The organism is Candidatus Neomicrothrix sp., assembly GCF_035329545.1.
GTDB lineage: Bacteria > Actinomycetota > Acidimicrobiia > Acidimicrobiales > Microtrichaceae > Microthrix > Microthrix subdominans.
Genome location: NZ_DAOLGP010000046.1, coordinates 1 through 25,009, shown reverse-complemented (window position 1 = coordinate 25,009; position 25,009 = coordinate 1). Strand labels below are relative to the sequence as shown.

Genomic DNA, 25,009 nt, shown 5'->3' with positions numbered 1-25,009 from the left:
AGTTCTGACGGGAACGCCTCTCGCACTACAAGGTGCCCCACGACCTGATCGTCCGGCCCATCCCCCGCAACCCGTCCGGCAAAATCATGAAGCACGTCATCAGAACCGAGATGGCCGACGAAGGCTGATCGGCGACGCTCACCTACCTCCGGTGCCTGGGGATTTGCCGGGTGTGATGCCCGACCCCGTGGGCTAATCTGAGCACATGCGTCTGCACATATCGTTGGACGGCGACCTCGTCACAGAGCTCGACCGACGCGCCGGGACCCGCCAACGAAGCGCCTACATCGAGGCGGCACTTCGTCAAGCGCTCGAGGACGACCGGCGTTGGGAGGATGTGGAATCGGCCCTCGGTTCACTTCCCGATTCGGGGCACGCCTGGGATGACGACCCGGCCACATGGGTGCGCGCACAACGTGAAGCCGACGGCCGGCGCGCCGGATAATGGCGCGACTGCTGCTCGACTCGACCGTGCTCATCGACGCTCTTCGAGGCCGTCCGGCCGCCGATCGAGTCGCCGGATTGCGACGCCTGGGAACTCAACCATGGGTGTGCGCCATCTCGGTCGAGGAGATCTGGCGCGGGCTCCACTCTGAGGAGGAAGCCCACGCTGTGCGGCTGTTCCGCGGCCTTCGGTTGGCACCGCTCGGCGTTCCCGAAGGCCGCCTCGCCGGGACGTGGCGTCGCGACTTTGCCGCAGCGGGGACCACCCTGCACCAAGCCGACTGCCTCATCGCTGCGGCCGCAGTTGGAATCTCGGCTTCCCTCGCCACAGCGAACGTGCAGGACTTCCCCATGAGCGAGCTGCGGGTCGAAGCCTGGTAGAGGAGAACTCGTTCTGCGCAGCAAGCGGCCTGTCTGCGGTCCAGCACGTCGCAACTCCTTCAGCTTTGGCCAAGTGTGCGCGGGCCTCAGCGAGCGGGCTCATGCTTGGGCTGGCGCCGAGGGACGCCAAGCAGGCTCCACTTTCATGGCGGGCACGATGCGATCAGCACAAACTCGCGCAGGAAAGCGAGCCCGACGGGGATGATCTTCCCCTCAGTTTCGTTGTCCCAACTCACTCGTAGGGTGACCTCGTTGCATCCTCCTCAAACGGGAAGTTGCCCGGTCGCAGGCCCCGGAGGCCTTGCCCCACGTCAAGCGACCATGGGAGGTAGGCCGTGTCTATCACCAACGAGGACCGCTACAATCTGCAGGAACGAGCCAACGAGCTGTTGGGAAAGAAGGAGGGCACGACCTTGATGGAACTGCTCCCACCCGTCGGTTGGGCCGATGTTGCAACCAAGAACGACCTCGACGTCCAGACCGCCTTGCTCGATGCCAAGCTCTCGCTGCTCCGCTCCGACCTCGACACCCAGCTCTCCGGGCTTCGGTCGGACCTCGAGCGCAAGACCTCCGGGCTTCGTTCTGACCTCGAGCACAAGACGTCCGGGCTTCGGTCTGATTTTCAAGCGGAACTGGAGTCAGGACTCCGTCGGCTCGAGAGCAGGATGTTCACAGCGTTCCTGACAATGATCGGTGTGCTGGCCACGATGGCGGCGCTCCTGGTCGCCGTCCTTCTGCAGGCCTAGAACGCAACACCGCTTGGTCGCAGCGACAGGCGTCGGCAGCTTGTCTCTGGGGTTATGGGCGCGGAGTACTGACAAGCGCGACCGCCCGGTGGGCGTTGCCATGGGTCAGCCGCTCGACCGGAACCGTTGCGGCCAGATCACACACGGCGTCCAGCGCCGCCTGCCCGGCCCGGGCCAAATTGAGCGTGTTGGCCAGCAACTCGACCACGGCCTCGTGGGGTTCCAACCGCTGCAACGTCGCCTCGGCACCCTCCTCGTAGGTGGGCAGCACCACCCTGTTCACCGGTCCGACGTCACCGTCAAGACGAACGACATCAGCGTTGATTTCGGCCGGGTCGAGATCGCCGCCGTCGCTCTCGGGCAGGTTGAGCACCGCCCGGCTGGACGCATCGATCGCCAGCCGCTTGGGGTAGCCCACCGCCATCCCGGATCCGGGCCGCACGCCGATCGCCTCATCGCCCAGGTAGTCCCAGCCGGCGGCCACAAAAGCGCCGGTCAGCGTCGACTTGCCGTTGCCCGACGGTGCGGGCAGCAGCACCAGCTGTCCATCCGGCGAGCGCACGGCCCCGGCGTGGAACGCAGCGCAACTGTGGGTCCACACTGCGTACTCGTTGACCACCGACGTCAGCTGGCGCAGGCACGCCTCCCGGCTGGGAAAGCGCCACTCGTAATCGGTGACGAGCACCAGCTCGCCCTCGGGGGTCTCGTGGACATCGAAGAACATGGTCGGCTTCTCGGCGTCGGTCCCCGTGCCGAGGAACGTGTCGAGGGCCTCCAGCACCTCGGTCTGCGGGCCCCGCAGCGCAATGTTGTGATCGATCACCGGGTGGACTCTGCCGGTCACCGCTCCCCCGGTCACCGCGCCGTCGGCCGCCTCCTCGGTCGAACCGGCCGGCGGCTTCGGAGCGTCGAATGGCTCGTCCCGGCCGATGAGCCCCAGCTCGGTGAGCATGGCCAGCCCTGCGGACACGTCGGCGGCGACGTTTGCCCGGTCGATGCCGGCATCCTCAGCCCAGGCGGTGACCGCAGCATCGACGTCGCCCTCGCCGTCGCAGGCGGCCAGCAGCGTGCCGGCGGTGGCGTTGAGCTGGTGGGCGGTTTCGGTGATCAGGTCGTAGGCGATCGCCCGCTCGCCCATCGGTGACAACAGCACGCCGGGGGAACGCTCGGGAAAGGGAGGCACCCGTTCGAGGTTAGTTGTCCTCTGGGCGGGCCCCGGAAGGCGGCCGCACACGAGGCACCACAACCGCCGTCATCACCAGGAGCGAAGCGGTGAGGCCCATCGCCGACAGCATCACCGCCACCACCACGCTCTGGCGCATGATCACCCGCGACAACGGCAGCGCGATCAGCACCTGCGCGGCGACGACCACCGCCCAGCCGGCCCTCGACAGCGTGGCGCGACGAAATCCGTCGACGAGCGGCGCGGCCGCCACGACCCCGATGGCGCTGACCGTGGCCAGCGCCGCGCCCCATCCCGCGGAGCCCACCCACACCGGGCCGAGGACGGCCACCCCCAGCGCGACGGTGCCCGCCGGACCAACCGGGCGGCGCGTGACGGCCAACGCCAGCGCCAACGGGGCGAGCACGGCACCCGCCGCCAGGGCAGGCTCGGTATCGGGGACCGAGGCCCACACACCGACCAGGCTGACGACAGCCAGCGGCGCCGCCCACTCCTCCAGCGGATGCGGCCGGGTGGGGTCGTCCGACCAGGCCACCACCAGCGCAGCGGCCACCAGCCACGGCCACCGTCGAGGGTCGTTCCAAGCACCGAGGACGGCTCCGGTCAGCCCGGCCAGCGCCACCAGGCGACGCTGCACGAACGACGGGGCAAACCGGGTTGTGGCGGCAAGCAACAGCCCCGCCCCCACCGCCCACGCCGCCAGCATCAGGTGGTAGCGCTCGACCACCGTCAGCGGCCCAGCCACAGGTTTTCGACGACGCTGAACAACACGACGACGGCGACGAAGCTCACCACGCACACCAGCACGTACAGCCCCGCTGTCCTGAGCCTGCGAAGCCCGCTCGACAGCCACGGCGGCGTCGCCCGCCTCGCTTCCCGACCGCCGGGTGCATCTTCTCCAACCGGCATGGATCGGACCCTACTCGGGCAGCCGCGTACCCTCTCCGGGGTGACGCGCATCTTCTTGTCGGCCCCCGACGTTCGCCAGCCCGAAAAAGACCTGCTGATCGCGGCGGTCGACTCCGGCTGGGCGGCACCCGCCGGGCCCGACCTGGCCGCCTTCGAAACCGAGATCGCTGCGGTCACCGGCGTCGAACACGCAGTGGCACTCTCCAGCGGCACCGCTGCGCTGCACCTGGCGTTGCACGCCCTGGGGGTCGGCACCGGCGACGAGGTGATCGTGTCGACGTTCACGTTCGCCGCCTCGGCCAACGCGGTATCCTACGTGGGCGCCACGCCCGTGTTCGTCGACTCCTCGGCCGACGACTGGAACCTCGACCCCGAACTGCTCGAGCGGGCGCTGGCGGAGCGGGCTGCGGTTGGCCGGCTGCCGGCCGCCGTGATCTCGGTCGACCTGTACGGCCAGCCCGCCGACTACCGACGGATCGAACCGATCTGCGAGCGCTACGGCGTGCCGCTCATCGAGGACGCCGCCGAGGCGCTCGGCTCGTCACTCGCCGGGCGGCCGGGTGGATCGTTCGGCAGGGTGGCCGCGCTGTCGTTCAACGGCAACAAGCTGATCACCACGTCCGGCGGCGGCATGCTGGTCGGCGCCGACGAGGCGCTGATCGAACGGGCGAGGTTTTTGTCCACGCAGGCCAAGGAGCCCGCCCCCCACTACGAGCATCACGAGATCGGTTTCAACTACCGGCTGTCCAACCTGCTGGCCGCGTTCGGCCGAGGTCAGCTGTCCACTTTGGACGAGCGGATCGCCCGGCGACGCTGGTACTTCGACCGCTACGTCGAAGTACTGGGCGACGTCGATGGGGTGACCTTCCAGCCCGAGATCGACGAGGGGTTCTGCAACCGCTGGCTGACCTGCGCGCTGATCGACCCTGCGCTGGCGGGCTTCAGCTCCGCCGACCTGCGCGAGCACCTGGACGGCGATGACATCGAGTCCCGCCCCACCTGGAAGCCGATGCACCAGCAGCGCTCGTTTGCCGGCGTTCCGACCGTGCTCAACGGCACGTCCGACCGGCTGTTCGACCACGGCATCTGCCTGCCCAGCGGCAGCGGCATGACCGACGGCGACTTCGACCGGGTGCTCACCTCGATCGGCGTGTTCCTCAACCGCGCCTGAACTATCTCGGGAAACCAAACTTTTGCGATAATCCGTTGACGGTCGAACGCCTGTTCGGTACCATGGTGTGTAGGTCATCGCAGGACCGGTCAATCTCGTCGGGTGGGGAGACGCACGGGATACGCAGGCCGCGATGATTGAGGTGTTGTCCAAGCGGACGCTTGGGGCGGCGCCGTCCACGTACGAAGAGCGACTCTCGTTGTGGGGTTGCTGGCTCCTTTGGGGGAGGTGAACATCCATGGTCGAAACGACGGTGACCAACGGCGCGGGAGGCACGGCGGCACAAGGCTCCGCACGCACGGCGAAACGTGCCGGAGGAGACGTTGGGGCACGAGACGCTGGGACACGAGACGCCGGGGCACGAGACGCCGGGGCACGAGACGCTGGGACACGAGACGCTGGGACACGAGACGCTGGCTGTCTGTGTGGGGGCCTCACGGTCGACTCGGGCGTGTCGGAGTTGGACGTCGGGGCGTTGAAGGCCGAGATCGCTGCGCTCTCCAGGGTGGACGCGTTGGTGGTTGCCCGCCGTTCGGCGGTGGTTACCGAGTTGGCTCGTCGTGACGGGGATGTGGCCGAGCAGCTGCGCAGATCCGGCAACATGTCGTCTCGCCAGGCTCGTAAGGCGGCGAAGACCGCCCAGGGTTTGGCACACTTGCCAAAGACCCGCGAGGCGTTGGAACGCGGCGAGATCGGTGCCGGGCAGGCCGAGGCGTTGGCGTCTCGGATGGACAAGCCCGAACAGGCCCGCAACGTCCGAAACAACGAGGACTCACTGTTGGAGAAGGCCAAGTCCCAAGACGTCGACGAGTTCGCTCGCACCATGCGCCAGGAAGACATTGCCGGGTCACCCGATCACGGCAACACCCACGCCCAACGCCAGCGGCAGGCCCGGAAGGCGTCGACGTGGATCGACGGCGACACCGGCATGCATCTGCTGTTTGCCGAGTTCGATCCGATCACCGGCGCCCGCATCTCCACCCAACTGGCCACGATGGTCGACCAACTGTGGCGGGCCGAACACCTACCCGGCCCCGCCCGCCCCCCCACGGCCGCGGAGGGCCGCCCGGGGGGGGGGGCCCCACCCCCCCCCCGGCGCCCCCCGCCGCAACAAACGGGCGGTCGCCCAACGACGCGCCGATGCCCTCGAAGCGCTCATCTGCCGCAACACCACCAAGAACGCCGGCACCACGACCGGCACCACCGACGCCCGGAGCAACGGTGACGTCCGGTGCGACGGCACCAGCAACGGCACCAGCAACGGCACCAGCACCGGCAACGGGACCAGCACGCCCGGCGGTGCGACGTCGACGCCCGAGGAACACCCTGCTCCGGCCGACGCGCCCGCCGGTCAGCCGAGCTTCGACTTCGGTCCCACCGGCGACACCGGTCCCACCGGCGACACAGCTGGTCCCACTCCCCAACCCACCAAGCACGATGATCCCGGCCCGGCACCAGTAGTGCCGGCGCCCAACCCGACCCAACTGATGGTCATCGCCAACTACGACGCGCTCCGTCAGGCTCTCGCCGGGGGATCGCTGCCCGACGGCACCCCGCTGTCCGCCGAAGCGGTCGCCAAGCTGGCCTGCGACGCCGAACTCCTCCCCGCCATCTTCGACACGAACGCCCAACCGCTCTGGCTGGGCCGCACACAACGCCTCGCCACCCCCGCCCAACGAGCCGCCGTCACCGCCCGCGACCGCGGCTGCATCGGCTGCGCCACCGCCGCCGAATGGTGCCAAGTCCACCACATCACCTGGTGGTCTCAACACGGCACCACCGATCTCGACAACCTCTGCTTGTTGTGCTCCAAACACCACCACCTCGTCCACGAACACAACCTGAAGATCGTCCCAACCCCAAATGGACCCAAAATCCACACCGGAGGAACTCACCCGCCACCGCAGCGCTCAGCAACCGACCCCAGACCAACGCACATCGCTGCCTAAGGACAGGTCAACCCGCTGACGATCACCGAAGACGACCGCCACCATCTACACCAACAGCTCGCAGGAGCGCTGGATCAACGAGGGGCCACCACGATGATGGAACTGCTCCCACCGGTGGGATGGGCCGACGTCGCCCCAAACGCGACCTCGACCAGCTCGAGGAACGCATGGACCTGCGGATTGACAAGGTCGAGCACAGCATGAACCTCCGCTTCGACAAGGTAACGGAAAGCATAGATCTGCGCTTCGACGCAACCGTCTCGAGTTTCCATGCCGACCTTGCGGAGTCGGGTCGTCGGATGCAGGGCGTGTTCCTCACGGCAATCGTCGCTGCCACCAGCCTTCTCGCCGCGCTCTCGGTGTTCGGGCCCAAGTGACCCGCAGTCTCCGAAGCGATCAAGTTCCTCAGACGTTGACGCAGTATCGGCGACGTTGACCAGCCCCATGCTACGTGACACAATTGTGTCATGGCGACTGAATCGGTGCGATCCGTGCGCAACAACTTCTCCGATGTCATCGGACGGGTGCAGCAGCATCACGAACGGGTGACCATCACCAAAAACGGTGAGCCCGCAGCCGTACTCATCAGCCCCGAGGACCTCGATTCGATGGAGGAAACGCTCACCATCCTGTCGGAGCCCGGTGCCCGGGCCGAGCTGGCGGAAGCCGAGCAGTCGATCCTCGATGGTGATGTCGTCGCTGGCGCCGACGCCATCGCTGCCCTCCGTCAAAGGTGACCGAGGGTAGCTACAACGTCGTGCTTTCGCGTCCCGCGGCACGAGCGCTCGAAGAACGGCTTCCTGAGGCGGTTGCAGTTGCGGCGATCGACTTCATCAACGGTCCGCTGTCCGACAATCCGCAACGAGTTGGAGGCCCGCTGCATGGCGAGCTCGAAGGCTGTCGAAGCGCCAGACGAGGCACCTACCGAATCGTGTACCGCATCGATGAGACGAAACATGCGGTGTTCGTTCTGCGGATCGCCCATCGCCGGGACGTGTACTCGACGTAGAGCCCCCACTCATGCTTTCGGCGTGCGGCCCCACCGGATCAGCGCAACTGCGGCCTGATAACACCGATGAGTGACGCCAGGGCGTCCCGGCGGCGCAGCGATCTGTCCTCCAGATGGGCCTTGGATGGCCAGGCGAGGGCGGTGAGGTAGGCCGCACGATCACGAAGCGACATCTCCCGGGCCACGTCCAGCTTGGCCCGCCCCAGGCTGGAGCCCTCCCGACGGTGCCGCTCGACCATCTCGACCTCGTCGGGGACCAGCCGATAACCGGCCCGCCACTCCGTCCACGCCGGAACCTTCACGCCAAGTCGCTCGGCGACCAGGTCGACCGCCATCGCCAGCACGGCGCCGCCGCGCCACAGCGCCGCCTCGGGGGCGACCACCTCCGGGGCGAGGCCGCCGTTGGCCAGGTAGCCGGCCAGGTCGCGCAGGTTCATCAGCGCCGGCTGGGGCGACCCCAACAGCAGGTGATACGCCGAGTGCAGCAGGCGGTGGGTCGGGCTGAGCGCTCCGAAGCTCACCCCGCCGATCTCGAAATGATCCGGGTGGGCGAAGAGCCGTTCGAGGGGGATGCGATGCCCGAAGACTCCGTCGGCCGGCGTGCGATGCAGGTCGAACTCGACTCCGTCGGGAAGGGTGGGGGTGACCGACTTGGCGAACCGCCGGTCGAAGCCCCTGCGCCGCTCCGCCCACGGCAGCGTGCCTCCCATCGCCGTGAGGACCGCGACCGCCCGGTCGATGTCCCGCGCCGCCACCAGCAGGTCCACGTCGGCGAACGTACGCACCGACGGGTCGAGCGCATCGAGATGGGCGATCGCCGGGCCCTTGATCACCAAGTGCTCGATGCCGCCGGCCGCATCGAAGGCGTCGCGCACCTCCAGCAGCCGGACCTCCAGCTGAATGCACCACAGCAGGGCACCGTGCTGGCGCTCCACCAAGTCGGCCTCGAGCTCCGGCGACAACTCGACATCGCCGGACGCAGCGGCGGCCAGCAGCGGCCCAATCAGCCGGGTCTGTTGCAGCCGACCGGCAAAACCCGCCTGGTCGCTGTCCGGGGGGAGTTCGATGCCCGGCGCCCCGGGCAGGCCCCAGCCGGCGATGGCTCGAAGCGCGGCCTCGGTGGCATCGACCGGCGCGGTCACGTGAGGCCCGCCGGGGCGACGGCCTGCTCGACCGCCTCGATCAGCTGCGCGTCGACCAACGAATCGACTGCGGCCTGCACCTCGGCCACCCGTATCTCGCCCAGCTCGGGCCAGAGCTCACCGATTCGCTCGGTCAGCTCGTCGGCCGAGGCCGCCTCATCGAGCACCAGCCAGACGAAGAGGGCCGACCCCTCGATGCCCACCGTGTCCCGCCCCGACGCACCGACCCACGCCCGGCCGTGCAGGGCACGAAACACCATGCCGTGAACACGCTGGTAGCGAAGAGGGGGGGCTGACACTCAACGGATCATATTCACTTGGGGATCATGTTGAACTCGTCGGGGTTCGGTCCGTTCCGCTGGTCCCGGTCGAGGCCCGTGATCCGGGCCATCTCGTCGTCGGTCAAGTCGACGTCGAAGATGTCGAAGTTCTCCGCCACCCGGCTGGGCGTCACCGACTTGGGGAAGATGATGTCGCCCCGCTGGATGTGCCAGCGCAGCGTCACCTGGGCGGCGGTCTTGTGGTGGGCCTTCCCGATCTCGATCAGCGTGTCGTCGTCGAGCACCTTGCCCTGGGCGATCGGCGACCAGGCCTCGGTGGCGATGCCGCGCTCGGCGTTGGCGGCGCGCACGTCGTCCTGGACGAAGTACGGATGCACCTCGATCTGGTTGACCGACGGCGCCGTGTCGGTCTCGTCCGCCAGCCGCCTCAGGTGAGCGGGCTGGAAGTTGGACACGCCGATCGAGCGGCAGCGGCCGGTCGCCTTGATCTCCTCCATCGCCCGCCACGTCTCGACAAAGTCGCCGACGTCGGGCATCGGCCAATGGATGAGGAACAGATCGAGCGCGTCGACGCCGAGGTCGTTGATCGTGGTTTCGAACGACGCCAGCGCGTCGTCGCGGCCGTGGTGGGAGTTGTTGAGCTTGCTGGTGACGAACACCTCGGAGCTGTCCCCGCCGAAGTGCCGCAGCGCCTCCCCCACCTGGGCCTCGTTGCCGTACATCTGAGCGGTATCGATGTGGCGATACCCGGCGCGCAGCGCCGTCAGCGTGACGTCGACGGTGTCGGCCGGGTCGATCTGGAACACCCCGAAGCCCAGCTGAGGAATCTGCACCCCGTCGTTGAGGGTGATGTTGGGGACCGTGCTCATCAGAGGGGTTTCCTTTGCGGGTCGGGGGCCAGCGTCTGTACCCGACGCAGTGACCTCCCAAACGGTGCCGGCGCAGCGCACGGAGCGAGATCGCCGACCGGGTCACCTCCCACCGTTGGCCGGTTCAGGTCGCCGACCTACCCAGCTTCCAGTAGCCCCGAACCGTTGCCTGGGATCGGGTGAGCCCACGCCCGTCGAACAGGTGGGTGCGGATGCGCTGCATCGCCGCCGCCTCGCCGGCCACCCACACCACCGCCGGCATCGCGCCAAGGCTCTCGATCGCCTCGACCATCGCCGTCCCTGGAGCCGCCCCCTCCGGAAGGTCGAGCCAGCGGAGCGTCGTCGCCGGACCGGCGTGCAGTTCCAATCGGACGGCGGGGTCGCTGACCTCGATCAGCACCGTGACGGGCAGGGTTGGGGGCATCGCCTCGAGGAGCTGATCGATGGCGGGGATAGCGGTCTCGTCCCCGGCGAGCAGGTACGAAGAAACGCCGGTCTGAATCTCGTAGCCCCGGCCGGGCCCCGAGACCGCCACCTCGTCCCCGGGCGTGGCCGATGCCGCCCAGCCGGAGGCCGCGCCCTCGCCGTGGGCGACGACGTCGATGGTCAGCTCGCCCGCCTCGGGATCGTGGCGGCGAGGCGTAAACGTGCGGATCGGGGCCCGCGACCCGTCCGACAGCTCGAACTGGTTGCCCGTCCACGTGGGCAGCTCCAACCGGCCGTCAGCCTGCGGCAACAGCAGACGCACCGACGCCGCCGGCTCGTCGATCGCCAGCCCATCGAGCTCGGGCCCGGCGAGGACGACGCGCGTCATGCGAGGGGTCAGCGGCGCGATCCGATCGACGGCGACCAGCCGGAACTGCGGCGGCTCCCGACGCAGTGGCGCTTTCGGGTCGGATTGGCGGGCACTCACGGCGCAACTCTGTCAGAGACGGCGACCTGGAACGCAGCACCCGGCCGGTATGATCTGCAACAACGGGCCAACGAAGTCTTGGGAAGGAAGGAGGGCACCACCTTGATGGAGCTGCTTCCCCCGGTTGGATGGGCAGACGTCGCTACCAAGCGCGATATCGATGCGCTCGACCTCAATTTCCGCCGGATCGACGACCAGTTCAAGCGCGTTGACGAACGGTTCAAGCACATCGATGAGCAGTTCAAGCGCGTCGACGGACGATTTGACCGGCTTGAGTCACAGATCGATGAGCGAATCGACGCTCGATTCGACGCGTTCAACGCCAGCGTGCAGACCGACCTTCGCAGGATGCAGGCGGTGCTGTTGGGCACGATGACAACGCTCGCCGTCGCGATCACCGGCATCATCTCCATCGCTACCTGAACTCGAGCACCTGAAACACGGCGACGAGGAGGCCCTGACCCCTCACCCGCGGAAGTTGGGCGACCGCTTCTCGCGGTGGGACGCCAACCCCTCTCGCGCGTCGGGACCGCCAAACCCGTAGAACTCGGCGTACAACGATGCATCGAAAGCGGGGCCGGCCGACCGGTAATGGTGGTTGAGCGTGTGCTTGGTGAACGCGATCGCCTCGGCGGACCCGGCGGCGAGGTCGACGGCGATGCTCATCGCCTCGTCTTGCACGGCGTCGTCGTCGACGCACAGCGACACCAGCCCGATGCGTTCGGCCTCCTCGCCGCTGAGCGGACGGTTGGTCAGCAGGTAGTACTTGGCCTTCGCCATGCCGCACAGCAGCGGCCAAGCAACCGCCGCATGGTCGCCGGCCGCCACGCCGAGCCGGGTGTGCCCATCGATGATCTTGGCGGACCGGCCCACCACCGACACGTCGGCGAGCAACGCCGCCACCAGCCCCGCACCAACCGCGGGGCCATGGATGGCCGACACGACCGGCTTGGAGCAGTCGATGATGCCCCACACCAGGTCTCGGGCCTCGGTCAGCACCCGGCTGCGCACCTCCCGGTCCGACATGATCGAGTCGAGCAACTCGAAGCTGCCGCCCGCCGAGAACCCCTTGCCCGCGCCGCGGATCAGCGCCACCCGCGTGTCGGGATCACGGTCGATCACCCGCCACACGTCGGCCAGGCTGCGGTGGGCGTCGGCGTCCACGGCGTTGAGGCCGGGCGCATCCAACGTGAGCCGCAGCACCCCGTCGGAAGGTCGGTCCACGCCGAAGCCGCTGAAGTTGCCGTAACGATCGTCGTCGGTGGTCACAGTCCGAGTCTCGCGCCGGGGCCGGCCTCGCCGTCACAGGCCGGGCGTATCATTCAAGGCGTTGCGGCGACCCTGCGAGGCACCGCCCGGTCGCAGGCTCCGGAGGCCTTGCCCAACGTCCGACGACCATGGGGGCAGACCGATGTCCATCACCAACGAGGATCGCTACAATCTGCAGCAACGATCCAACGAACTGCTGGGCAAGAAGGAGGGCGCAACCTTGATGGAACTGCTCCCACCGGTCGGCTGGGCGGACGTCGCCACCAAGACGGACCTCGAAGCTCAGACAGCCCTGCTTCGGTCTGAGTTTCGGGCCGACCTCGAGTCAAGCCTTCGTCAGCTCGAGAGCAAAATGTTCACCGCATTCCTCACCGTCATCGGCGTGTTGGCCACCATGGCGGGGCTCCTCGTAGCCGTGCTGCTGCGCTCATAGCCCTCGAACCGGGGCGTTGGGGGGGCGCGGGCGGGGCTGTTCGAGGATGCGGGCCAGGCGCAACGGCACCGCGTCCCGGTGGCGCCCGGCGATGATCTGGAGGCCCACCGGCAAGCCGTCGGCGGTCAGGCCAGCCGGCACCGAGATGGCCGGGTTCCAACACAGGTTGGCCGGCATCGTGTAGGGCGTCGCCATGCCCATGGCCACCTCCCGCCCGTCGATCACGGTCGGCGGCGGTCCCTTGTCGGCGAACGCCGGCACCGCCGTCGTCGGGCACAGCACCACGTCCACCTCGTCGAACAGGGCTGCCATGTGGGCCTGGAGTTGCTCGCGCAGCCGAAGGATCTCGGCGTAGCGCGCCATCCCCAGCTTCTCGGTCGCCTCGAGGCCGCGTCGCACGAAGGGCGTCAGCTCGTCGGCCAGCTGGGGCCACATGCCCGGCTCCAGGCTGAGCCACAGGTCGGCGGCCCCGGCCTGGAACCACAGGCGGACCGGATCGCCCAGATCGACCTCGCCGTCATCGAGGATCAACCCGGCGTGCTCGGCCAGCTCCTCGGTCACCGCCTGGCACAGGGCCGCCACCTCGGGATCGGTCACCCCGAACCCCAGGTCGGGCGACCAGCGGGCACGCAACCCGCCGGTGGCCAGCGAGTCGATCAGCTCGGCGTAGCGGAGCTCGGTGGCGGGGAGCGAGAGGCGGTCGCGGTCGTCGGGCCCGGCCACCGCGTCCAGGTGGCGCGCCGACTCGGCGACCGTGGTGGTGAGCAACCCCACCACGGCGGTCTGCGAGCCGCTGGGCCCCTCGAGCGGGATGCGCCCGTGGCTGGGTTTCATCCCGACCAGCCCGCTGAACGAGGCGGGAATGCGGGTGGACCCGCCGCCGTCCGATGCGGTCGACACCGGCACCAACCCGGCCGCCACCGCAGCGGCCGAACCGCCGCTCGACCCACCCGGCGTGCGGCCCTCGCCCCACGGGCTGGTCGTCACCCCGAAGGCCAAGGTGCGGGTGAAGCTGAGCGTCCCGAACTCCGGCGCCGCCGTCTTGCCCACCGGCACCCCACCGGCGGCGCGCAGGCGGGCGACGTGGATCGAGTCCTCGGCCACCGGCCCACGGTCGGCGTACACGACCGAGCCATGCGTGGTGGGCATGCCGGCGCAGTTCTCCAAGTCCTTCACGCCGAACGGCACGCCGGCGAACGGCCCGGGGTCCTCCCCGTTGGCCACCAGATCGTCGACGCGATCGGCGGCCCGCGTGGCCGCATCGGCATCGACGTGAACGAAGGCGTTGAGCGCGCTGTTACCTGCGTCGATGCGGGCCAGGCAGTCCTCGACCACCTCGCGGGCGGACCGCTCGCCCGACCGGACGGTATCGGCGATCTCGATGGCCGTTGGCCGTGTTTCCCCCATGAGCGCTCCCCCGTCGATCGTGCGCCACAGCCTGCCAGACCGCGACGGCCGTTCCCACCGCTCAGAGGTAACGGTCCCCCGGTTGGCGGGTTCGCATCACCTCGGCCGGCGAGCCCCACGCCACCACGCGGTCGGGCAGGCTGCGGGTGAGCACGGCGCCCGCTCCCAACACCGAGTCGTCCCCGATCGTCAGGCCATGACGAACGATCGCCCCCATCGCCACCGCGGCCGCCCGGCCGATGCTCACCGTGCCGCCGGTGAGCGCACCCGGGCCCAGGCTGGACCCGGCGGCCATCGTGGCGTCGTGGTCCAGATTGGCCTGAGCTCCGAGCAGGGCGTGGACGTCGATGGCCGCCTGTGGACCGATCGACGCCCCCGCCAGCACGACCGCACCATCGCCGATCCGGGCCGACGCTGCCACCGACGCCGTCGGGTGAACGACCGCGACAAACGCCAGGCCAGGAACCGTGCGGGCGAGCCGCTCGGCGACGACCAGCCGGGTGTGGTTGTCGCCGACACCGATGACCACGCCGTCGATCCGGCCCTCGCTCCACCAGGGGGCGACCGCATCGGTGCCACCGACGACAGGAACGCCCAGCACGGTGCTGGTCGATGCACCACCCGCCGACCCGGCTGCGCCGTCATCGACGACGGCGACCACCTCGAGGGTCGAACCCGCCTGGGCCGCATCGACGACGCAGGATGCGTGGCCCGAACCCCCGACGATCATCACCCGACGCACCCACCAACCGTAGAACACGTCGTGAGGGTGAGGCCCCACGTCCAAAAATGTCCCACGCCATCCGTACGCTGATCTCCCAGCCCAGCGATGCGGCCCAATCGCCCGCTCACGAGTCCGACCAGGAGGACCGATGAGCATCACCAATGAGGACCGCTACGATCTACAGGCGAAAGCCAACCACGTTGTGGGACGGAAGGAGGGCACCACGCTGATGGAACTGCTCCCTCCAGTGGGCTGGGCCGACGTCGCCACGAAACGTGACCTCGACCAGCTTGAAGCACGCCTGATCGCCCAGTTCGAACGACGCTTCGTCGGCATCGACCATCGATTTGTGGGCATCGACCAGCGATTTGTGGGCATCGACCAACGGTTCGAACGCGTCGACCAACAATTTGAACGCGTCGACGATCGATTCGATCGGGTCGACCAACAATTTGAACGCGTCAACGACCGATTCGATCGGGTCGACCAGACGCTGACGACGGCGCTGGCGGAACAGACAGCGGCCTTCCAGACCGAGCTGCGCAAGATGTACGGCGTACTGTTGAGTGCCATGGTGGCGTTGGCCACGCTGGTCGCGGCGATCGTGGCCCTCAGCAGCTGACAGCACCGTCCGAGCGAACGAGCGGCGTCTGCGTCCACAATGGGGACATGAACCGCAGCGACCTCCTCGACCAATTCGATCTCACCGGCCGCACCGCCATCGTCACCGGCGGCAGCCGGGGCATCGGCCGGGCGATCGCAGGCGGATTTGCCGCGCTCGGCGCCAACGTGGTGATCGCCAGCCGCAAGGGCGACGCCTGCAGCGCCGCCGCCGAGGAGATCAACGCCGCAGGGGGCTCGGCGGTCGGCGTGGCCGCTCACCTGGGCCACCTCGAGGACGGCCCGGTCGTCGTCGAGGCCGCCGTCGAGGCGTTTGGCGGCATCGACATCGTCGTCAACAACGCCGCCAACGCACTGGCCCAACCGCTGGGTGACATCACGCCCGAGGCATGGGAGAAGTCGTTCTCGACCAACCTGCGGGGCCCGGTGTTCCTCGTCCAGGAGGCGCTCCCCCACCTGCGGGCATCCGCCCACCCGGCGATCATCAACATGGTCACCGCCGGCATCTACACCGGAGGCGGCTGGATGTCGATGTACCTGGCCGCCAAGTCGGCGATGGCGTTCTTCACCCGCTCGATGGCGATGGAGCTCGCCGGCGACAACATCCGCGTCAACGCCATCGCCCCGGGCACGGTGGCCACCGACATGGTGCGCAACAACCCCGACGAGGTGCAGCAGGCGATGGTGGACGCCCAGCTGATCAAACGCATGGCCGATCCCGACGAGATGGTGCCGGCGGCGGCGTTTCTGGCCTCGGACGCCTCGTCGTTCATGACCGGCCAGGTGATGGTGCTCGACGGCGGCATGACCAACCACTGACCGCCAGGGCACCCAGATCCCCGATCAGCGACGTCGCCACGCCGAGCCGGGCCGAACCCTCCATCGGGACGGCGGGCTGGGTCACACTGGTGGCCATGAACAGCGAGAGCTCCACGTCGGTCGACGCCAGCCGTCCCGCATTCGGCTACCAGGCGGCGCTCGACACCGTCCGCGACTGGGCCGAGCGGCTGGCGGTCGCCGCCGAATCGGCGCCGCTCGACACCCCGGTGCCCAGCTGTCCCGGGTGGGACCTGGGCAAGCTGGTGCGCCACACCGGCCGGGTGCACCGGTACGTCGCAGCCCTGGTCGCCCAGCGGGCGCCCGAGGTTCCAGCCCGGGACCTCGTCGACTTCGGGTGCCCCGCCGACGACGGCGAGCCGTCGGCGTGGATCGCCTGGTACCGCAGCGGGGCCGAACAGCTCCTGGCCGTGTTCGACGACACCACACCCGACACGCCGATGTGGTCCTGGGGAGACGATCAACACGCCACCTTCTGGGCCCGCCGGATGGCCCACGAGACCGTGATCCACGCGGTCGACGCCCACCTGGCGGTCGGGACGGAAACGGCCATCGACCCCACGGTCGCCGTCGACGGCCTGGACGAACTGCTCGAGATCCGGCGCACCTCCCCGACCTTTACCCAACTCGAGGAGCCGTTCGCCGGCGCCGGCACCGTGCACCTGCACGCCACCGACGACTCGCTGGCCCCGGGCCACGGCGAATGGATGATCACCTTCGGGCCCCACGGGTACGACTCGAGCCACGGCCACGGCAAGGGCGACGTGGCGGTCAAGGCGTCCGCAGCCACGCTGGAACTGCTTACCCTGGGACGCGCAAGCGCCGAGACCGCAGAGCACCACGGCGCTCAGATCTTTGGCGACCGGGACGTCCTCGACCGGTGGCTGGCGGGGATGACGTTCACGTGATCGCCACCCGGAACGCCCCGCGGTGAACACGAGCGGGGACGTCGAACAGCCACCGGGGACCAGGCCCGGCCCGCAACCGGGGCGTTCGAGCATCGAGCCCCTTCCCACCGTCGGATCGCCGGCGCTGGCCCGCCGCCGACGGATGCGACACCGCCTCGTGGCGCTCGGCGCCTGGGTGGTGCTCATCGTCGCCGCCCAGGTGGCGATCCAGCGAAGCGGCAAGGGAACGGTCGAGGCGCTCTCCGACGCGGTCGAGGTGGCCCGCGGCGCCTGGTGGGCGCTGCCCGCCTACCTCGCCGCCTACGCCGCCCGCTCGCTGGTGATGTTCCCCGCCGTGCTGCTCACCGTGGCCGCCGGGGTGCTCTTCGGCGCCTGGCTGGGCATGCCGATCGCCCTGCTGGGTGCGGTGATCTCGGCCGCCATCAGCTACGAGATCGCACGCACGATCGGTCCCACCGAGGCCACCCTCAACCGTCCCACCGTGAGCCCCTGGACCCGCCGGATCCAACACGCCGGGTTCGTCACCGTCCTGTCGATGCGCCTGGTGATGTTGCCCTTCGATCCGGTCAACCTGCTGGCCGGAGGGCTGCGCATCCCCCGCCGTGCGTTTCTGGCGGGAACGGCGCTGGGCCTCATCCCCGGGTTGACGGCGTTCGTGCTCGCCGGGGCGTCGGTCGGCCGTGTCGACGCCGGCCTGGGCGACCTCAGCGTGCCCCTGTTGGTCGCCGCCGTCACGATGTACGCCTTCAGCGTGGCGCTGGCCATCGTGCTCGCACGCCGCCAGGCACCTCCGGCGAAAGGCCGGGCGGCCGAAGCCGGGCGGTAGTCTCCACCCCGATGATGCCCAGTGACGAACGCCGTTCATCGGCGAGCGAACCGATCAGGTTCAACCGGCCCTCGCTGATGGGCCGAGAGCTGGCGCTGGTGGCCGAAGCGATGGACGGTGGATGGACCGCAGCGGCCGGCCCCTTCAGCCGACGGGCCGAGGCCGCCCTGTCCGACGCCCACGACGGGGCAACCGTGTTGTTGACCACGTCGTGCACCGCGGCGCTCGAGCTGGCCGCCGCCACGCTCGACCTGGGCCCCGGCGACGTCGTCGCCGTCCCCAGCTTCACGTTTCCCACCACCGCCTCCGCCTTCGCCCGCAACGGTGCGGCCCTGCGCTTCATCGACGTCGATCCTGACACGCTCGGCATGGACCCAGTCCATCTCGCCGACCAGATCGACGAGCGGGTGAAGGCGGTGGTGCCCGTGCACTACGCCGGGCGGGCCGCCTCGATCGAGGCGGTGTGCGACGCGGCGTCGACCGTGGGCGCAACCGTGATCGAGGACAACGCCCACGGCCTGTTCGGCACCCACAACGGTCGCCCCCTGGGCACCACCGGCGCCATGTCGACGCTGAGCTTCCACGAGACCAAAAACTTCATCTGCGGCGAGGGGGGCGCTCTGGTGATCAACCGGCCCGCCGACGTCGACCGGGCAGAGATCCTGTTGCACAAGGGCACCGATCGGCGCCGCTTCGACCGGGGCCAGGTCGACAAGTACACCTGGCAGCTCACCGGGTCGTCGTTCGGGCTCAGCGACGTGCTGGCCGCCTACCTCACCGGCCAGCTCGAAGCCCGCGACGAGATCCTCGGCCGGCGCTCGGCGCTCTGGCACCGCTACCGAGACGCCCTGTCGACGGTGGCCGACCGCCTGGGCATCACCCTGCCCGTCGTGCCCGAAGGCGACACCTCGGCCTGGCACATGTTCCACCTGCTGATCGACGGGGAGCATCGACGCAACCGGGTGCTCGCCCGCCTCCACGCCGACGGCATCGGCGCCACCTTCCACTACCAGCCGCTGCACTCCAGCCCGGCCGGGCGCCGCCTGGCCGACCGCACGGCCCACTGCCCGGTCACCGACCGCGTCGCCGACCAGCTGCTGCGCCTGCCGTTCCACAACCGGCTGGCCCCCGCCCAGGCCGACCGGGTGCTCGACTCGCTCACCCGGGCGCTGGAGGAGGTGTGACCGACGCTGCGGTGGAGCTGCCACGCCAGGCCGTCGAGTTCACGTACTCGGTGGTGATCCCGGTGTTCAACAGCGAGGAGCTGGTCGGCGGCGTCGTCGAGGGGCTGCTCGACACGTTCGCCGGCGCCGGGCTGCAACTCGAGGTGATCTGCGTCAACGACGGATCGGTCGATCGCAGCTGGGACGTGATCGCCGGGCTGGCCGAGGCCCACCCCAACGTGGTGGCGGTGGACCTGCTGCGCAACTACGGCCAGCACAACGCCAACCTGGCCGGGCTGCGCGAGGCGACCGGCGACTACCTGATCACGATGGACGACGACGGCCAGAACCCGCCCGGCGAGACGCTGCGGCTGATCGCCGCCATCGTCGAACGCGACGACGACGTCGTGTTTGGGCGCTTCGACTCGAAGAAGGCCAGCGGGCTCCGCCGCGTCGGCTCGGCGATGATCGGGCAGGTCAACCGGCGGGTGTTCGGCCAACCCGACGACCTGGTGGTCTCCAACTTCCGCATCATGACCGCCGCCGTCGTCGACCGCATCTCCGTCGCCCAGACCTCGTTCCCCTACATCACCGGCCAGGCCCTGCTCGCCTCGCGACGGCGCTCCAACGTCACCGTGGAGCACCGGGCGCGCTCGGTGGGCGGATCCAACTACACGATCGGACGCATCCTCAGCCTGGTGATGCGCATCCTGTTCAGCTATTCGCCGGCTCCGCTCCGACTGGCGTCCATGGCCGGCCTGTTCACGTCGTTTGTCGCCTTCGCGCTGGGCACCGGGGTGATCCTGCACAAGCTGATCTCGGGCACCAACGTGCCCGGTTGGGCGTCGATGATGGTCGCCATGGCGTTCACCAACGGCATGACCGTGCTGATCGTCTCGATGATCGGCGAGTACACGGTGCGGGTGCTCCAGCAGGTGTCGAGCGCCCCGACCTACGCGATCAGCCGAACGCTCGGGCGAACGTGACGACCCGTCCGTCTCCGCCGCACCGCCCGGGCGCGGTCTAGTGGGCGCCGATGCACCCAGGCCCCTGATCATCCCCGGCGGTCAGCGATGCGGCTCCACCTGGTTGGCCAGCTACCTCGACTCCCACCCCCGGGTGAGCCTGGCCCGGCCCCGCCGTCCCGAACCCAAGGTGTTCCTCGACCCAAACGCCGACGCCGGCACCTGGTGGCGCCGATGCTCCCCGGCCGAACCCGACGGCAATGACCGGACCGGCCTACCGGCGCCGCAGTGGGTGCTCGAGAAGTCGACGTCGTACCTGGAACGACCCGAGACGATCGCCAGGATCGAACGGCACCTGAGCGACGTTCGGGTGGTCGTCGTGCTGCGCGACCCGGTGGAGCGGGCGATCTCCAACTGGCGGTTCTCGGTGGCCAACGGCCTGGAGCACCGCGACGTCGCGGTCGCCCTCGATCCCGAGCGGGCCGTCGACGCCACCGATGACGCCACCGATGACGCCACCGATGACGCCGGCACGGTGCGGCCCCGCAGGTATCTCCAGCGCGGGCGCTTCGCCGAGCTGCTCCAACCATGGATGGTGGCCTTCGGCCACCGCCTGCACGTCGTCGTGCTCGAGGAACTGCTCGCCGACGCCGACGAGGGGACGCGGCTGTGCCGGGCACTGGGCCTGTCGCCCGAGGCGTCCGCCCCGGCCGGGTCGGTCAACGCCTCCCTGGACGACACCCCGGTCCCCCAGTCGGTCAGGGACGCCCTCGGCGAGTACTACCGGCCGCTCCAGGCCCCGCTGGAGGAGCTGCTCGGTCGGAGCCTGCCGTGGGGCCCAACGCCGGCCGGGCCGCCGAGGTGATCGTTCCCAGCAGCAGGACGGCCGTGACCACCAGGTAGCCGGACGCCCCGCGCACGGCCACCTCCGCCGGTATCCCCAGCGCCGCCACCACGCCGACGGCCACCGCACCACCCGCCCAGCCAACCAGCGGCCATCCCCGACCCTGCACGGCGACCAGGACCGCGCCGGCGGTGGCCATCAGCGCCGCTGCGGAGGCGGCGCCGATCAGGCCCCCGAGCGCAGGTGTGGTCTGGGACGAGTCGCCAAACAGCACCGGCAACAGCGGCGGCGCCAGCACGGCCCCGAGCGCTGCGCCCAGCGCGGTCACCGGGAGCGCCGACCACCCCAGGATGCGGTTCACCCGGGCGCCGCGGCCGTCCAAGTCCGCCTCGGCCAACCAGTGGGTGAGCCGAAACAGCATGGCGCCGCCGACGAGCAGCGGGATGCGCCCGATGGCGATCAGGTTGAACAGCCCGACGACGTCGGCCCGATCGGACCGGGCCGACGTGGCCAACACCGGCACCGCCTGGGCGACCTGGACGGCGAGGGCGACAGCGGCCACCCCGGCGGAGAAGGCGACGTCGCCGCCGCTTCCCGGCCTCGACCCGACCGGGCTCGAATCCAGCCCGGCGCGCCCGCCGACGGCGAGGGTGAGCACGGTCGGCAGGTATCCGGCGAGGATGGCCACCGTCAGCGCCACCGCCGGGGCCCCGGCGCCGATCAACACGAGCGCGACGATCAGCCGGGCCGCTCCCTCCAGCGCCAGGTTGGTCCCCACCTGGGAGTATCGGCCCGCCGCCGAGGCGCGGCCGCGCCACCAGCCGAGCAGGGTGGCCGCCGGAACCAGTGCCCCGCACACCAGCGGCGGCACCACCGAGCCCACCGAGAACAGCTGGGTTCGCACCGAGTACCCGATGACGGCGACGACGACCCCGATGGCCGCGGCGGGGGCGAGCAACCGACCCAGACCGGTGCCTCGGCCCGTGCCGACGGCGCGGCGCAGCACCGCGTGGTGGACCGGCACGGTGACCGCTGCCGCAGTGACCGCCCAGACGCTCCACACCGAGGAGACCGGGGCAAACCCGGCGCCGTAGGCCCGGTTGCCGACCAGCAGGAAGCCATAGGCGAGCAGCCCGTTGAGGACCGCACCGGCGCCCAGCGACGCCCCGTCGCCCAGCGGCGAGGCGCTGCGCACCCGGCGGCTCACCCCGGCCCTGCCAGCGCCGGTGGCGTCGCCGTCGGCGTCGCCGCCCACCGCCGTGGGACCAACCGGCCCTGGTAGCTTCGCCGCCCATGGGAGCGTTGGGGTTTCGGCCCGATCAGGGCCGAACCGAGCGCCTGGCCATGATCGCGATGGTGGCGGTGACCGCCCTGATCGTGGCCGCCTTGGTGATCACCAACGCCACGGCCGGTGACGATGTCAGCATCGCTCCGGACACATGGTTCGCCCCGGACGCACAGGACCAGGGTGCCGCACCGGTCGAGGCGATCGAGTCGCCCCAGGCGGTGATCGCCAGGCTCGACCCGCCGGGCGAGCCGGCGCTGGTCGACCGCTTCGACCGGGACCGCATCGACGGGGGTGACCTCGAGTGGACGACGCTCGCCGGCGACTGGACCCTCGGCGACGACGGCGCCGATCGGGTGGCCACCGCCGCGCCCGGGTCGGAGACCGCTGCGGTGGCGGTGATGGTGCCACCGCCGTCGTTGGGGGCTCGTTGGGACCTGTTCGCCCGGGTCGCCAGCCCGGCCGACAACATGGGCATCACCTGGGCGGTGGCCGACGCCGACAACTACTGGGAGGTGCGGCTGGCGACGAGCAACGCCGCCATCGTCGTCAACCGGGTGACCGACGGGCAGCCCCAACAACTGGGGTTGTACGGTCCGGCCGGGGTGAACCCCGGCGACGCACTGCACATCCAACGGGTCGGCGACCAGGTGATCGTCGCGGTCGACGACCACATCCTGGGCTCGTGGGCCCATCCCGAGCTAGCCGATCTCCGCCGGGCCGGAGTCTTCGCCGGCTCGGGCGGTCAGGGCGGTTTCGGAAGCGTCCTCGTCACCGGCGACGGCTGACCGGCCACCACCGGTCCTCGACGCGTCACGGCCGGCCAACAGCTCCTCACAGGCCCACACCCCCACCAGGATGAGCGCCACGCGCAGCTGCACGGCCGCACCCAGACCGTGACGGCTCTGGGCCACGATGTCCCCGTAGAAGCTCACCGCGCCGTGAAGGGGCGCTGTGGCCAGCAGGAACCAACCGATCTGCCAACGACCGTCACGCCATCCGTCGGGACGGCGGGCCAGCGCCACCGTGGCCGCCACGATCGTGATGCCCACCCAACCGACCAGCCAGCAGTGGGGCCGCAGCCACACCAGGCCACCGACGCGTATCCCTGCGGGCAGGACGAGCGGACCGGCGCCCGGCAGGCCGAGCACGGCGAGGGACAGATCCTTCTGGTGGGCCTCGACGATGTCGATGTCGCTGAAGGACTGGGACAACGCCCGACCGGACTGTACGACCAGCTCCGAAGGGTGCGACAACAGCCAGGCCGCATAGGCGCCGGACGCCTCGGTGGCCATCCACGCCCGAAAATCCTTCAGCCGTGGGTCGACCGCCAGACGATCCGACGCCGAATAGGCCATGCCGCCCAGGTCGAGCACCGCCTCGCTGGTCGGCATACCCCGCTCGGCCAGAAACTCACGGGCATCCGGGTCGGGAATGCCCACGTCGAGCACCCACTTGGTGATCGTCTGGCTGCTCTGGTTGGTTCGTGAACCCAACCAGGACGAACCGACGATCACCAGCAGCGCCACCGCGCCCACCGCCAGCGCCTGACGGCGGCGGCTGAAGAGCCACCACAGCGCGGCGACCCCGACGAGCGCCGCCAACACGACGACGTTGGACTTTCTCAGCTCCACCCACATGATCACCAGCGGCACCGACCACCACAGCAGGTTGACGTCGCCGGTGCGACGCCAGCGCAGCGCCAGCGCCACCAGGCCCACCAAGGCGCTGAACGACAGCGATTCCGTCATCACCAACTGGTGCTGCCCCGCCACCTCCGGTGCCAGGCTGATGCCGAGGATCCAGCCAAAGGCCACCAGCTTCAGGCCCGGCCGCTGCGTTGAGGCCGCCGCCTCCCGCGCCAGCCACAGCCAGGCCGCAGCCGCCAACGCCGCCTGGCCGACGTGCAACCACACGCCCTCACCCAGGATGCGGATGGCCAGCGGGTATCCAAACGGGTACGTGCCGGCCCACAGGTCGAGGGACCACGGCGCACTCGCCCCGGTGCGCAGAAAGACCAGCGAATCCGAGAAGTACGGCAGCCGACCGGCCGGAAGGTACGTGGTCGCCCGGGCGACGTTGATCGCCGCCAACAGCACGTAGGCCAGACCGGCCACCCGCACGATGGCCGCCACCTGCGGATCGGTCGGCATGCGCCGAGCGATCCGACCGAGCAGCAGGCGCCAGGCCGGGGTCGGTCGATCCTCGGCGGCGGGTCCCGCGCTCGTCATCGCACCCGACCCAACCGTGCCCGAACATCGCCCAGCCCATCGGCGGGGGTGAGCGTTGACGAGCTCACCGGGCCCATCGCGAGCGCCCCGATCCGCTCGGACCCGACCCACACCGCGAGCACGTCGTCGACCTGCACCAGCGAAACGGCGACCTCACCCTCGGGCGCACGGCTTGGATACCGCTCGATCGTGGCCAGGCGCCCAGCGGCGTCGAACGTCGACAGGGAGTAGTCGCCCGTGGCCGCATTCCATGCCAGGCGACCCTCCGCTTCGGATCCGGTGAGCACGATCATCAGCTGGGAGGGAACCTCGGGCAGCGTCACCGTCGCCGCGTCGCCCGGCTGGGACAGCCCGGCCCCAAACTCGATGCGGAGCGCATCGCCGACCGGGCCCTCAAGGAGAGAGCGAGATGACCATCAGTACCGACTTCTATGCCGATGGTAGCGAGTGGTGGCCCGGTTATTCCCGCCGCGCCAATCCACGCGACCTCCGGTTCACC

Annotated in this window: 32 protein-coding genes; 19 read left to right on the top strand and 13 right to left on the bottom strand. The window is 69.7% G+C overall.

What is annotated here, in order from left to right:
* Positions 1-205: 205 nt before the first annotated feature.
* From PKD89_RS17820 to PKD89_RS17810, 3 genes are all read left to right on the top strand, one after another.
* Positions 206-445, top strand: coding sequence for a hypothetical protein (locus PKD89_RS17820; RefSeq protein ID WP_287393845.1), 240 nt, complete (start codon positions 206-208; stop codon positions 443-445).
* A complete protein-coding gene (locus PKD89_RS17815) occupies positions 445-825 on the top strand; it encodes a PIN domain-containing protein (protein ID WP_287374515.1) in 381 nt (126 codons plus the stop codon). The genes PKD89_RS17820 and PKD89_RS17815 overlap by 1 nt, the downstream gene beginning before the upstream one ends.
* A gap of 335 nt (positions 826-1,160) precedes the next feature.
* Positions 1,161-1,571 carry a hypothetical protein gene (locus PKD89_RS17810; RefSeq protein WP_287374516.1) on the top strand — a complete coding sequence of 137 codons (411 nt, stop codon included), beginning with the start codon at positions 1,161-1,163 and terminating at the stop codon, positions 1,569-1,571.
* A 52-nt stretch (positions 1,572-1,623) separates the two neighbouring features.
* Here PKD89_RS17810 and PKD89_RS17805 read toward each other — a convergent pair whose 3' ends face one another.
* From PKD89_RS17805 to PKD89_RS17795, 3 genes are read right to left on the bottom strand one after another with little or no spacing between them, the layout of a single operon-like run.
* Positions 1,624-2,754: a PqqD family peptide modification chaperone gene (locus PKD89_RS17805; protein WP_287374518.1), complete on the bottom strand. Its 1,131-nt coding sequence runs from the start codon at positions 2,752-2,754 to the stop codon at positions 1,624-1,626.
* A gap of 10 nt (positions 2,755-2,764) precedes the next feature.
* A complete protein-coding gene (locus tag PKD89_RS17800; protein ID WP_289010441.1) occupies positions 2,765-3,499 on the bottom strand; it encodes a hypothetical protein in 735 nt (244 codons plus the stop codon).
* Positions 3,484-3,663 (bottom strand): hypothetical protein, encoded by a 180-nt coding sequence (locus PKD89_RS17795; protein ID WP_289010442.1) that lies wholly within the window; start codon positions 3,661-3,663, stop codon positions 3,484-3,486. Before PKD89_RS17795 ends, PKD89_RS17800 begins: the two co-directional genes overlap by 16 nt.
* Positions 3,664-3,703: 40 nt before the next feature.
* Here PKD89_RS17795 and PKD89_RS17790 point away from each other — a divergent pair, with 40 nt between their 5' ends.
* From PKD89_RS17790 to PKD89_RS17765, 6 genes are all read left to right on the top strand, one after another.
* Positions 3,704-4,834 (top strand): aminotransferase class I/II-fold pyridoxal phosphate-dependent enzyme, encoded by a 1,131-nt coding sequence (locus tag PKD89_RS17790; RefSeq protein ID WP_289010443.1) that lies wholly within the window; start codon positions 3,704-3,706, stop codon positions 4,832-4,834.
* 451 nt (positions 4,835-5,285) lie between these two features.
* The gene (locus PKD89_RS17785; protein WP_324332687.1) at positions 5,286-6,059 is read left to right on the top strand and encodes a hypothetical protein; all 774 of its coding nucleotides are present in this window, start codon (positions 5,286-5,288) and stop codon (positions 6,057-6,059) included.
* Positions 6,060-6,294: 235 nt separating this feature from the next.
* Positions 6,295-6,783 carry an HNH endonuclease gene (locus PKD89_RS17780; RefSeq protein ID WP_324332686.1) on the top strand — a complete coding sequence of 163 codons (489 nt, stop codon included), beginning with the start codon at positions 6,295-6,297 and terminating at the stop codon, positions 6,781-6,783.
* A gap of 119 nt (positions 6,784-6,902) precedes the next feature.
* Positions 6,903-7,160, top strand: a complete 258-nt coding sequence (locus PKD89_RS17775; RefSeq protein WP_287374529.1) for a hypothetical protein — start codon at positions 6,903-6,905, stop codon at positions 7,158-7,160.
* A gap of 90 nt (positions 7,161-7,250) precedes the next feature.
* On the top strand, positions 7,251-7,520 hold the full coding sequence (locus PKD89_RS17770; RefSeq protein WP_287374531.1) for a type II toxin-antitoxin system Phd/YefM family antitoxin: 270 nt from the start codon (positions 7,251-7,253) through the stop codon (positions 7,518-7,520).
* Positions 7,521-7,540: 20 nt separating this feature from the next.
* Positions 7,541-7,792, top strand: a complete 252-nt coding sequence (locus PKD89_RS17765) for a type II toxin-antitoxin system RelE family toxin (RefSeq protein WP_287374533.1) — start codon at positions 7,541-7,543, stop codon at positions 7,790-7,792.
* Between the two features lie 38 nt (positions 7,793-7,830).
* On the opposite strand, the gene PKD89_RS17760 is transcribed toward PKD89_RS17765, so the two are convergent.
* From PKD89_RS17760 to PKD89_RS17745, 4 genes are all read right to left on the bottom strand, one after another.
* Complete coding sequence (locus tag PKD89_RS17760) at positions 7,831-8,934, bottom strand: nucleotidyltransferase family protein (RefSeq protein ID WP_287374536.1); 1,104 nt, start codon at positions 8,932-8,934, stop codon at positions 7,831-7,833.
* Positions 8,931-9,233, bottom strand: coding sequence for a hypothetical protein (locus PKD89_RS17755; RefSeq protein WP_287374538.1), 303 nt, complete (start codon positions 9,231-9,233; stop codon positions 8,931-8,933). Before PKD89_RS17755 ends, PKD89_RS17760 begins: the two co-directional genes overlap by 4 nt.
* Positions 9,234-9,247: 14 nt before the next feature.
* Entirely contained in the window at positions 9,248-10,084 is an 837-nt protein-coding gene (locus PKD89_RS17750) for an aldo/keto reductase (RefSeq protein WP_287374540.1), read from the bottom strand.
* A 124-nt stretch (positions 10,085-10,208) separates the two neighbouring features.
* Positions 10,209-10,997 carry a siderophore-interacting protein gene (locus PKD89_RS17745; protein ID WP_287374542.1) on the bottom strand — a complete coding sequence of 263 codons (789 nt, stop codon included), beginning with the start codon at positions 10,995-10,997 and terminating at the stop codon, positions 10,209-10,211.
* On the opposite strand from PKD89_RS17745, the gene PKD89_RS17740 reads away from it, so the two are divergent.
* Positions 10,983-11,420 (top strand): hypothetical protein, encoded by a 438-nt coding sequence (locus tag PKD89_RS17740; RefSeq protein WP_287374544.1) that lies wholly within the window; start codon positions 10,983-10,985, stop codon positions 11,418-11,420. The two genes, PKD89_RS17745 and PKD89_RS17740, sit on opposite strands and share 15 nt — an antisense overlap.
* Before the next feature lie 42 nt (positions 11,421-11,462).
* On the opposite strand, the gene PKD89_RS17735 is transcribed toward PKD89_RS17740, so the two are convergent.
* The gene (locus PKD89_RS17735) at positions 11,463-12,266 is read right to left on the bottom strand and encodes an enoyl-CoA hydratase/isomerase family protein (protein WP_287374546.1); all 804 of its coding nucleotides are present in this window, start codon (positions 12,264-12,266) and stop codon (positions 11,463-11,465) included.
* Between the two features lie 142 nt (positions 12,267-12,408).
* Here PKD89_RS17735 and PKD89_RS17730 point away from each other — a divergent pair, with 142 nt between their 5' ends.
* On the top strand, positions 12,409-12,699 hold the full coding sequence (locus tag PKD89_RS17730) for a hypothetical protein (RefSeq protein ID WP_287374547.1): 291 nt from the start codon (positions 12,409-12,411) through the stop codon (positions 12,697-12,699).
* Here PKD89_RS17730 and PKD89_RS17725 read toward each other — a convergent pair.
* Together PKD89_RS17725 and PKD89_RS17720 are read right to left on the bottom strand one after the other, a co-directional pair.
* Positions 12,694-14,106 (bottom strand): amidase, encoded by a 1,413-nt coding sequence (locus PKD89_RS17725; protein ID WP_324332681.1) that lies wholly within the window; start codon positions 14,104-14,106, stop codon positions 12,694-12,696. The two genes, PKD89_RS17730 and PKD89_RS17725, sit on opposite strands and share 6 nt — an antisense overlap.
* 61 nt (positions 14,107-14,167) lie before the next feature.
* Positions 14,168-14,866 (bottom strand): acetyltransferase, encoded by a 699-nt coding sequence (locus PKD89_RS17720; RefSeq protein WP_287393840.1) that lies wholly within the window; start codon positions 14,864-14,866, stop codon positions 14,168-14,170.
* A gap of 112 nt (positions 14,867-14,978) precedes the next feature.
* On the opposite strand from PKD89_RS17720, the gene PKD89_RS17715 reads away from it, so the two are divergent.
* From PKD89_RS17715 to PKD89_RS17685, 7 genes are all read left to right on the top strand, one after another.
* Positions 14,979-15,452 (top strand): hypothetical protein, encoded by a 474-nt coding sequence (locus tag PKD89_RS17715; protein ID WP_287374553.1) that lies wholly within the window; start codon positions 14,979-14,981, stop codon positions 15,450-15,452.
* 47 nt (positions 15,453-15,499) lie between these two features.
* Positions 15,500-16,270 (top strand): glucose 1-dehydrogenase, encoded by a 771-nt coding sequence (locus PKD89_RS17710; RefSeq protein ID WP_287374555.1) that lies wholly within the window; start codon positions 15,500-15,502, stop codon positions 16,268-16,270.
* 95 nt (positions 16,271-16,365) lie between these two features.
* A complete protein-coding gene (locus tag PKD89_RS17705) occupies positions 16,366-17,196 on the top strand; it encodes a maleylpyruvate isomerase family mycothiol-dependent enzyme (RefSeq protein WP_287393838.1) in 831 nt (276 codons plus the stop codon).
* A 22-nt stretch (positions 17,197-17,218) separates the two neighbouring features.
* Positions 17,219-18,022, top strand: coding sequence for a VTT domain-containing protein (locus tag PKD89_RS17700; protein WP_287393836.1), 804 nt, complete (start codon positions 17,219-17,221; stop codon positions 18,020-18,022).
* 11 nt (positions 18,023-18,033) lie between these two features.
* Positions 18,034-19,206: a dTDP-4-amino-4,6-dideoxygalactose transaminase gene (gene rffA, locus PKD89_RS17695; protein WP_289011490.1), complete on the top strand. Its 1,173-nt coding sequence runs from the start codon at positions 18,034-18,036 to the stop codon at positions 19,204-19,206.
* A complete protein-coding gene (locus PKD89_RS17690) occupies positions 19,203-20,171 on the top strand; it encodes a glycosyltransferase family 2 protein (RefSeq protein WP_289011491.1) in 969 nt (322 codons plus the stop codon). The genes rffA and PKD89_RS17690 overlap by 4 nt, the downstream gene beginning before the upstream one ends.
* 40 nt (positions 20,172-20,211) lie before the next feature.
* Positions 20,212-21,015, top strand: a complete 804-nt coding sequence (locus PKD89_RS17685; RefSeq protein ID WP_287374563.1) for a sulfotransferase domain-containing protein — start codon at positions 20,212-20,214, stop codon at positions 21,013-21,015.
* Here PKD89_RS17685 and PKD89_RS17680 read toward each other — a convergent pair.
* Entirely contained in the window at positions 20,909-22,249 is a 1,341-nt protein-coding gene (locus PKD89_RS17680; RefSeq protein ID WP_289011492.1) for a hypothetical protein, read from the bottom strand. The two genes, PKD89_RS17685 and PKD89_RS17680, sit on opposite strands and share 107 nt — an antisense overlap.
* A gap of 38 nt (positions 22,250-22,287) precedes the next feature.
* Here PKD89_RS17680 and PKD89_RS17675 point away from each other — a divergent pair, with 38 nt between their 5' ends.
* A complete protein-coding gene (locus PKD89_RS17675) occupies positions 22,288-23,067 on the top strand; it encodes a hypothetical protein (RefSeq protein ID WP_287374566.1) in 780 nt (259 codons plus the stop codon).
* Here PKD89_RS17675 and PKD89_RS17670 read toward each other — a convergent pair.
* Positions 22,981-24,510 carry a hypothetical protein gene (locus PKD89_RS17670; RefSeq protein WP_289011493.1) on the bottom strand — a complete coding sequence of 510 codons (1,530 nt, stop codon included), beginning with the start codon at positions 24,508-24,510 and terminating at the stop codon, positions 22,981-22,983. The genes PKD89_RS17675 and PKD89_RS17670 overlap by 87 nt on opposite strands.
* Positions 24,507-24,833, bottom strand: coding sequence for a hypothetical protein (locus PKD89_RS17665; RefSeq protein ID WP_324332675.1), 327 nt, complete (start codon positions 24,831-24,833; stop codon positions 24,507-24,509). The genes PKD89_RS17670 and PKD89_RS17665 overlap by 4 nt, the downstream gene beginning before the upstream one ends.
* Positions 24,834-25,009: the final 176 nt, after the last annotated feature.

Excerpts from the sequence above, each read along its gene's own strand:
- PKD89_RS17775 (WP_287374529.1), top strand. The coding sequence starts at position 6,903 with ATGGGCCGACGTCGCCCCAAACGCGACCTCGACCAGCTCGAGGAACGC.
- PKD89_RS17750 (WP_287374540.1), bottom strand. The coding sequence starts at position 10,084 with ATGAGCACGGTCCCCAACATCACCCTCAACGACGGGGTGCAGATTCCT.
- PKD89_RS17705 (WP_287393838.1), top strand. The coding sequence starts at position 16,366 with ATGAACAGCGAGAGCTCCACGTCGGTCGACGCCAGCCGTCCCGCATTC.
- PKD89_RS17815 (WP_287374515.1), top strand. The coding sequence starts at position 445 with ATGGCGCGACTGCTGCTCGACTCGACCGTGCTCATCGACGCTCTTCGA.
- PKD89_RS17770 (WP_287374531.1), top strand. The coding sequence starts at position 7,251 with ATGGCGACTGAATCGGTGCGATCCGTGCGCAACAACTTCTCCGATGTC.
- PKD89_RS17675 (WP_287374566.1), top strand. The coding sequence starts at position 22,288 with ATGGGAGCGTTGGGGTTTCGGCCCGATCAGGGCCGAACCGAGCGCCTG.
- PKD89_RS17710 (WP_287374555.1), top strand. The coding sequence starts at position 15,500 with ATGAACCGCAGCGACCTCCTCGACCAATTCGATCTCACCGGCCGCACC.
- PKD89_RS17730 (WP_287374547.1), top strand. The coding sequence starts at position 12,409 with ATGTCCATCACCAACGAGGATCGCTACAATCTGCAGCAACGATCCAAC.
- rffA (WP_289011490.1), top strand. The coding sequence starts at position 18,034 with ATGATGCCCAGTGACGAACGCCGTTCATCGGCGAGCGAACCGATCAGG.
- PKD89_RS17670 (WP_289011493.1), bottom strand. The coding sequence starts at position 24,510 with ATGACGAGCGCGGGACCCGCCGCCGAGGATCGACCGACCCCGGCCTGG.
- PKD89_RS17795 (WP_289010442.1), bottom strand. The coding sequence starts at position 3,663 with ATGCCGGTTGGAGAAGATGCACCCGGCGGTCGGGAAGCGAGGCGGGCG.
- PKD89_RS17715 (WP_287374553.1), top strand. The coding sequence starts at position 14,979 with ATGAGCATCACCAATGAGGACCGCTACGATCTACAGGCGAAAGCCAAC.
- PKD89_RS17820 (WP_287393845.1), top strand. The coding sequence starts at position 206 with ATGCGTCTGCACATATCGTTGGACGGCGACCTCGTCACAGAGCTCGAC.
- PKD89_RS17725 (WP_324332681.1), bottom strand. The coding sequence starts at position 14,106 with ATGGGGGAAACACGGCCAACGGCCATCGAGATCGCCGATACCGTCCGG.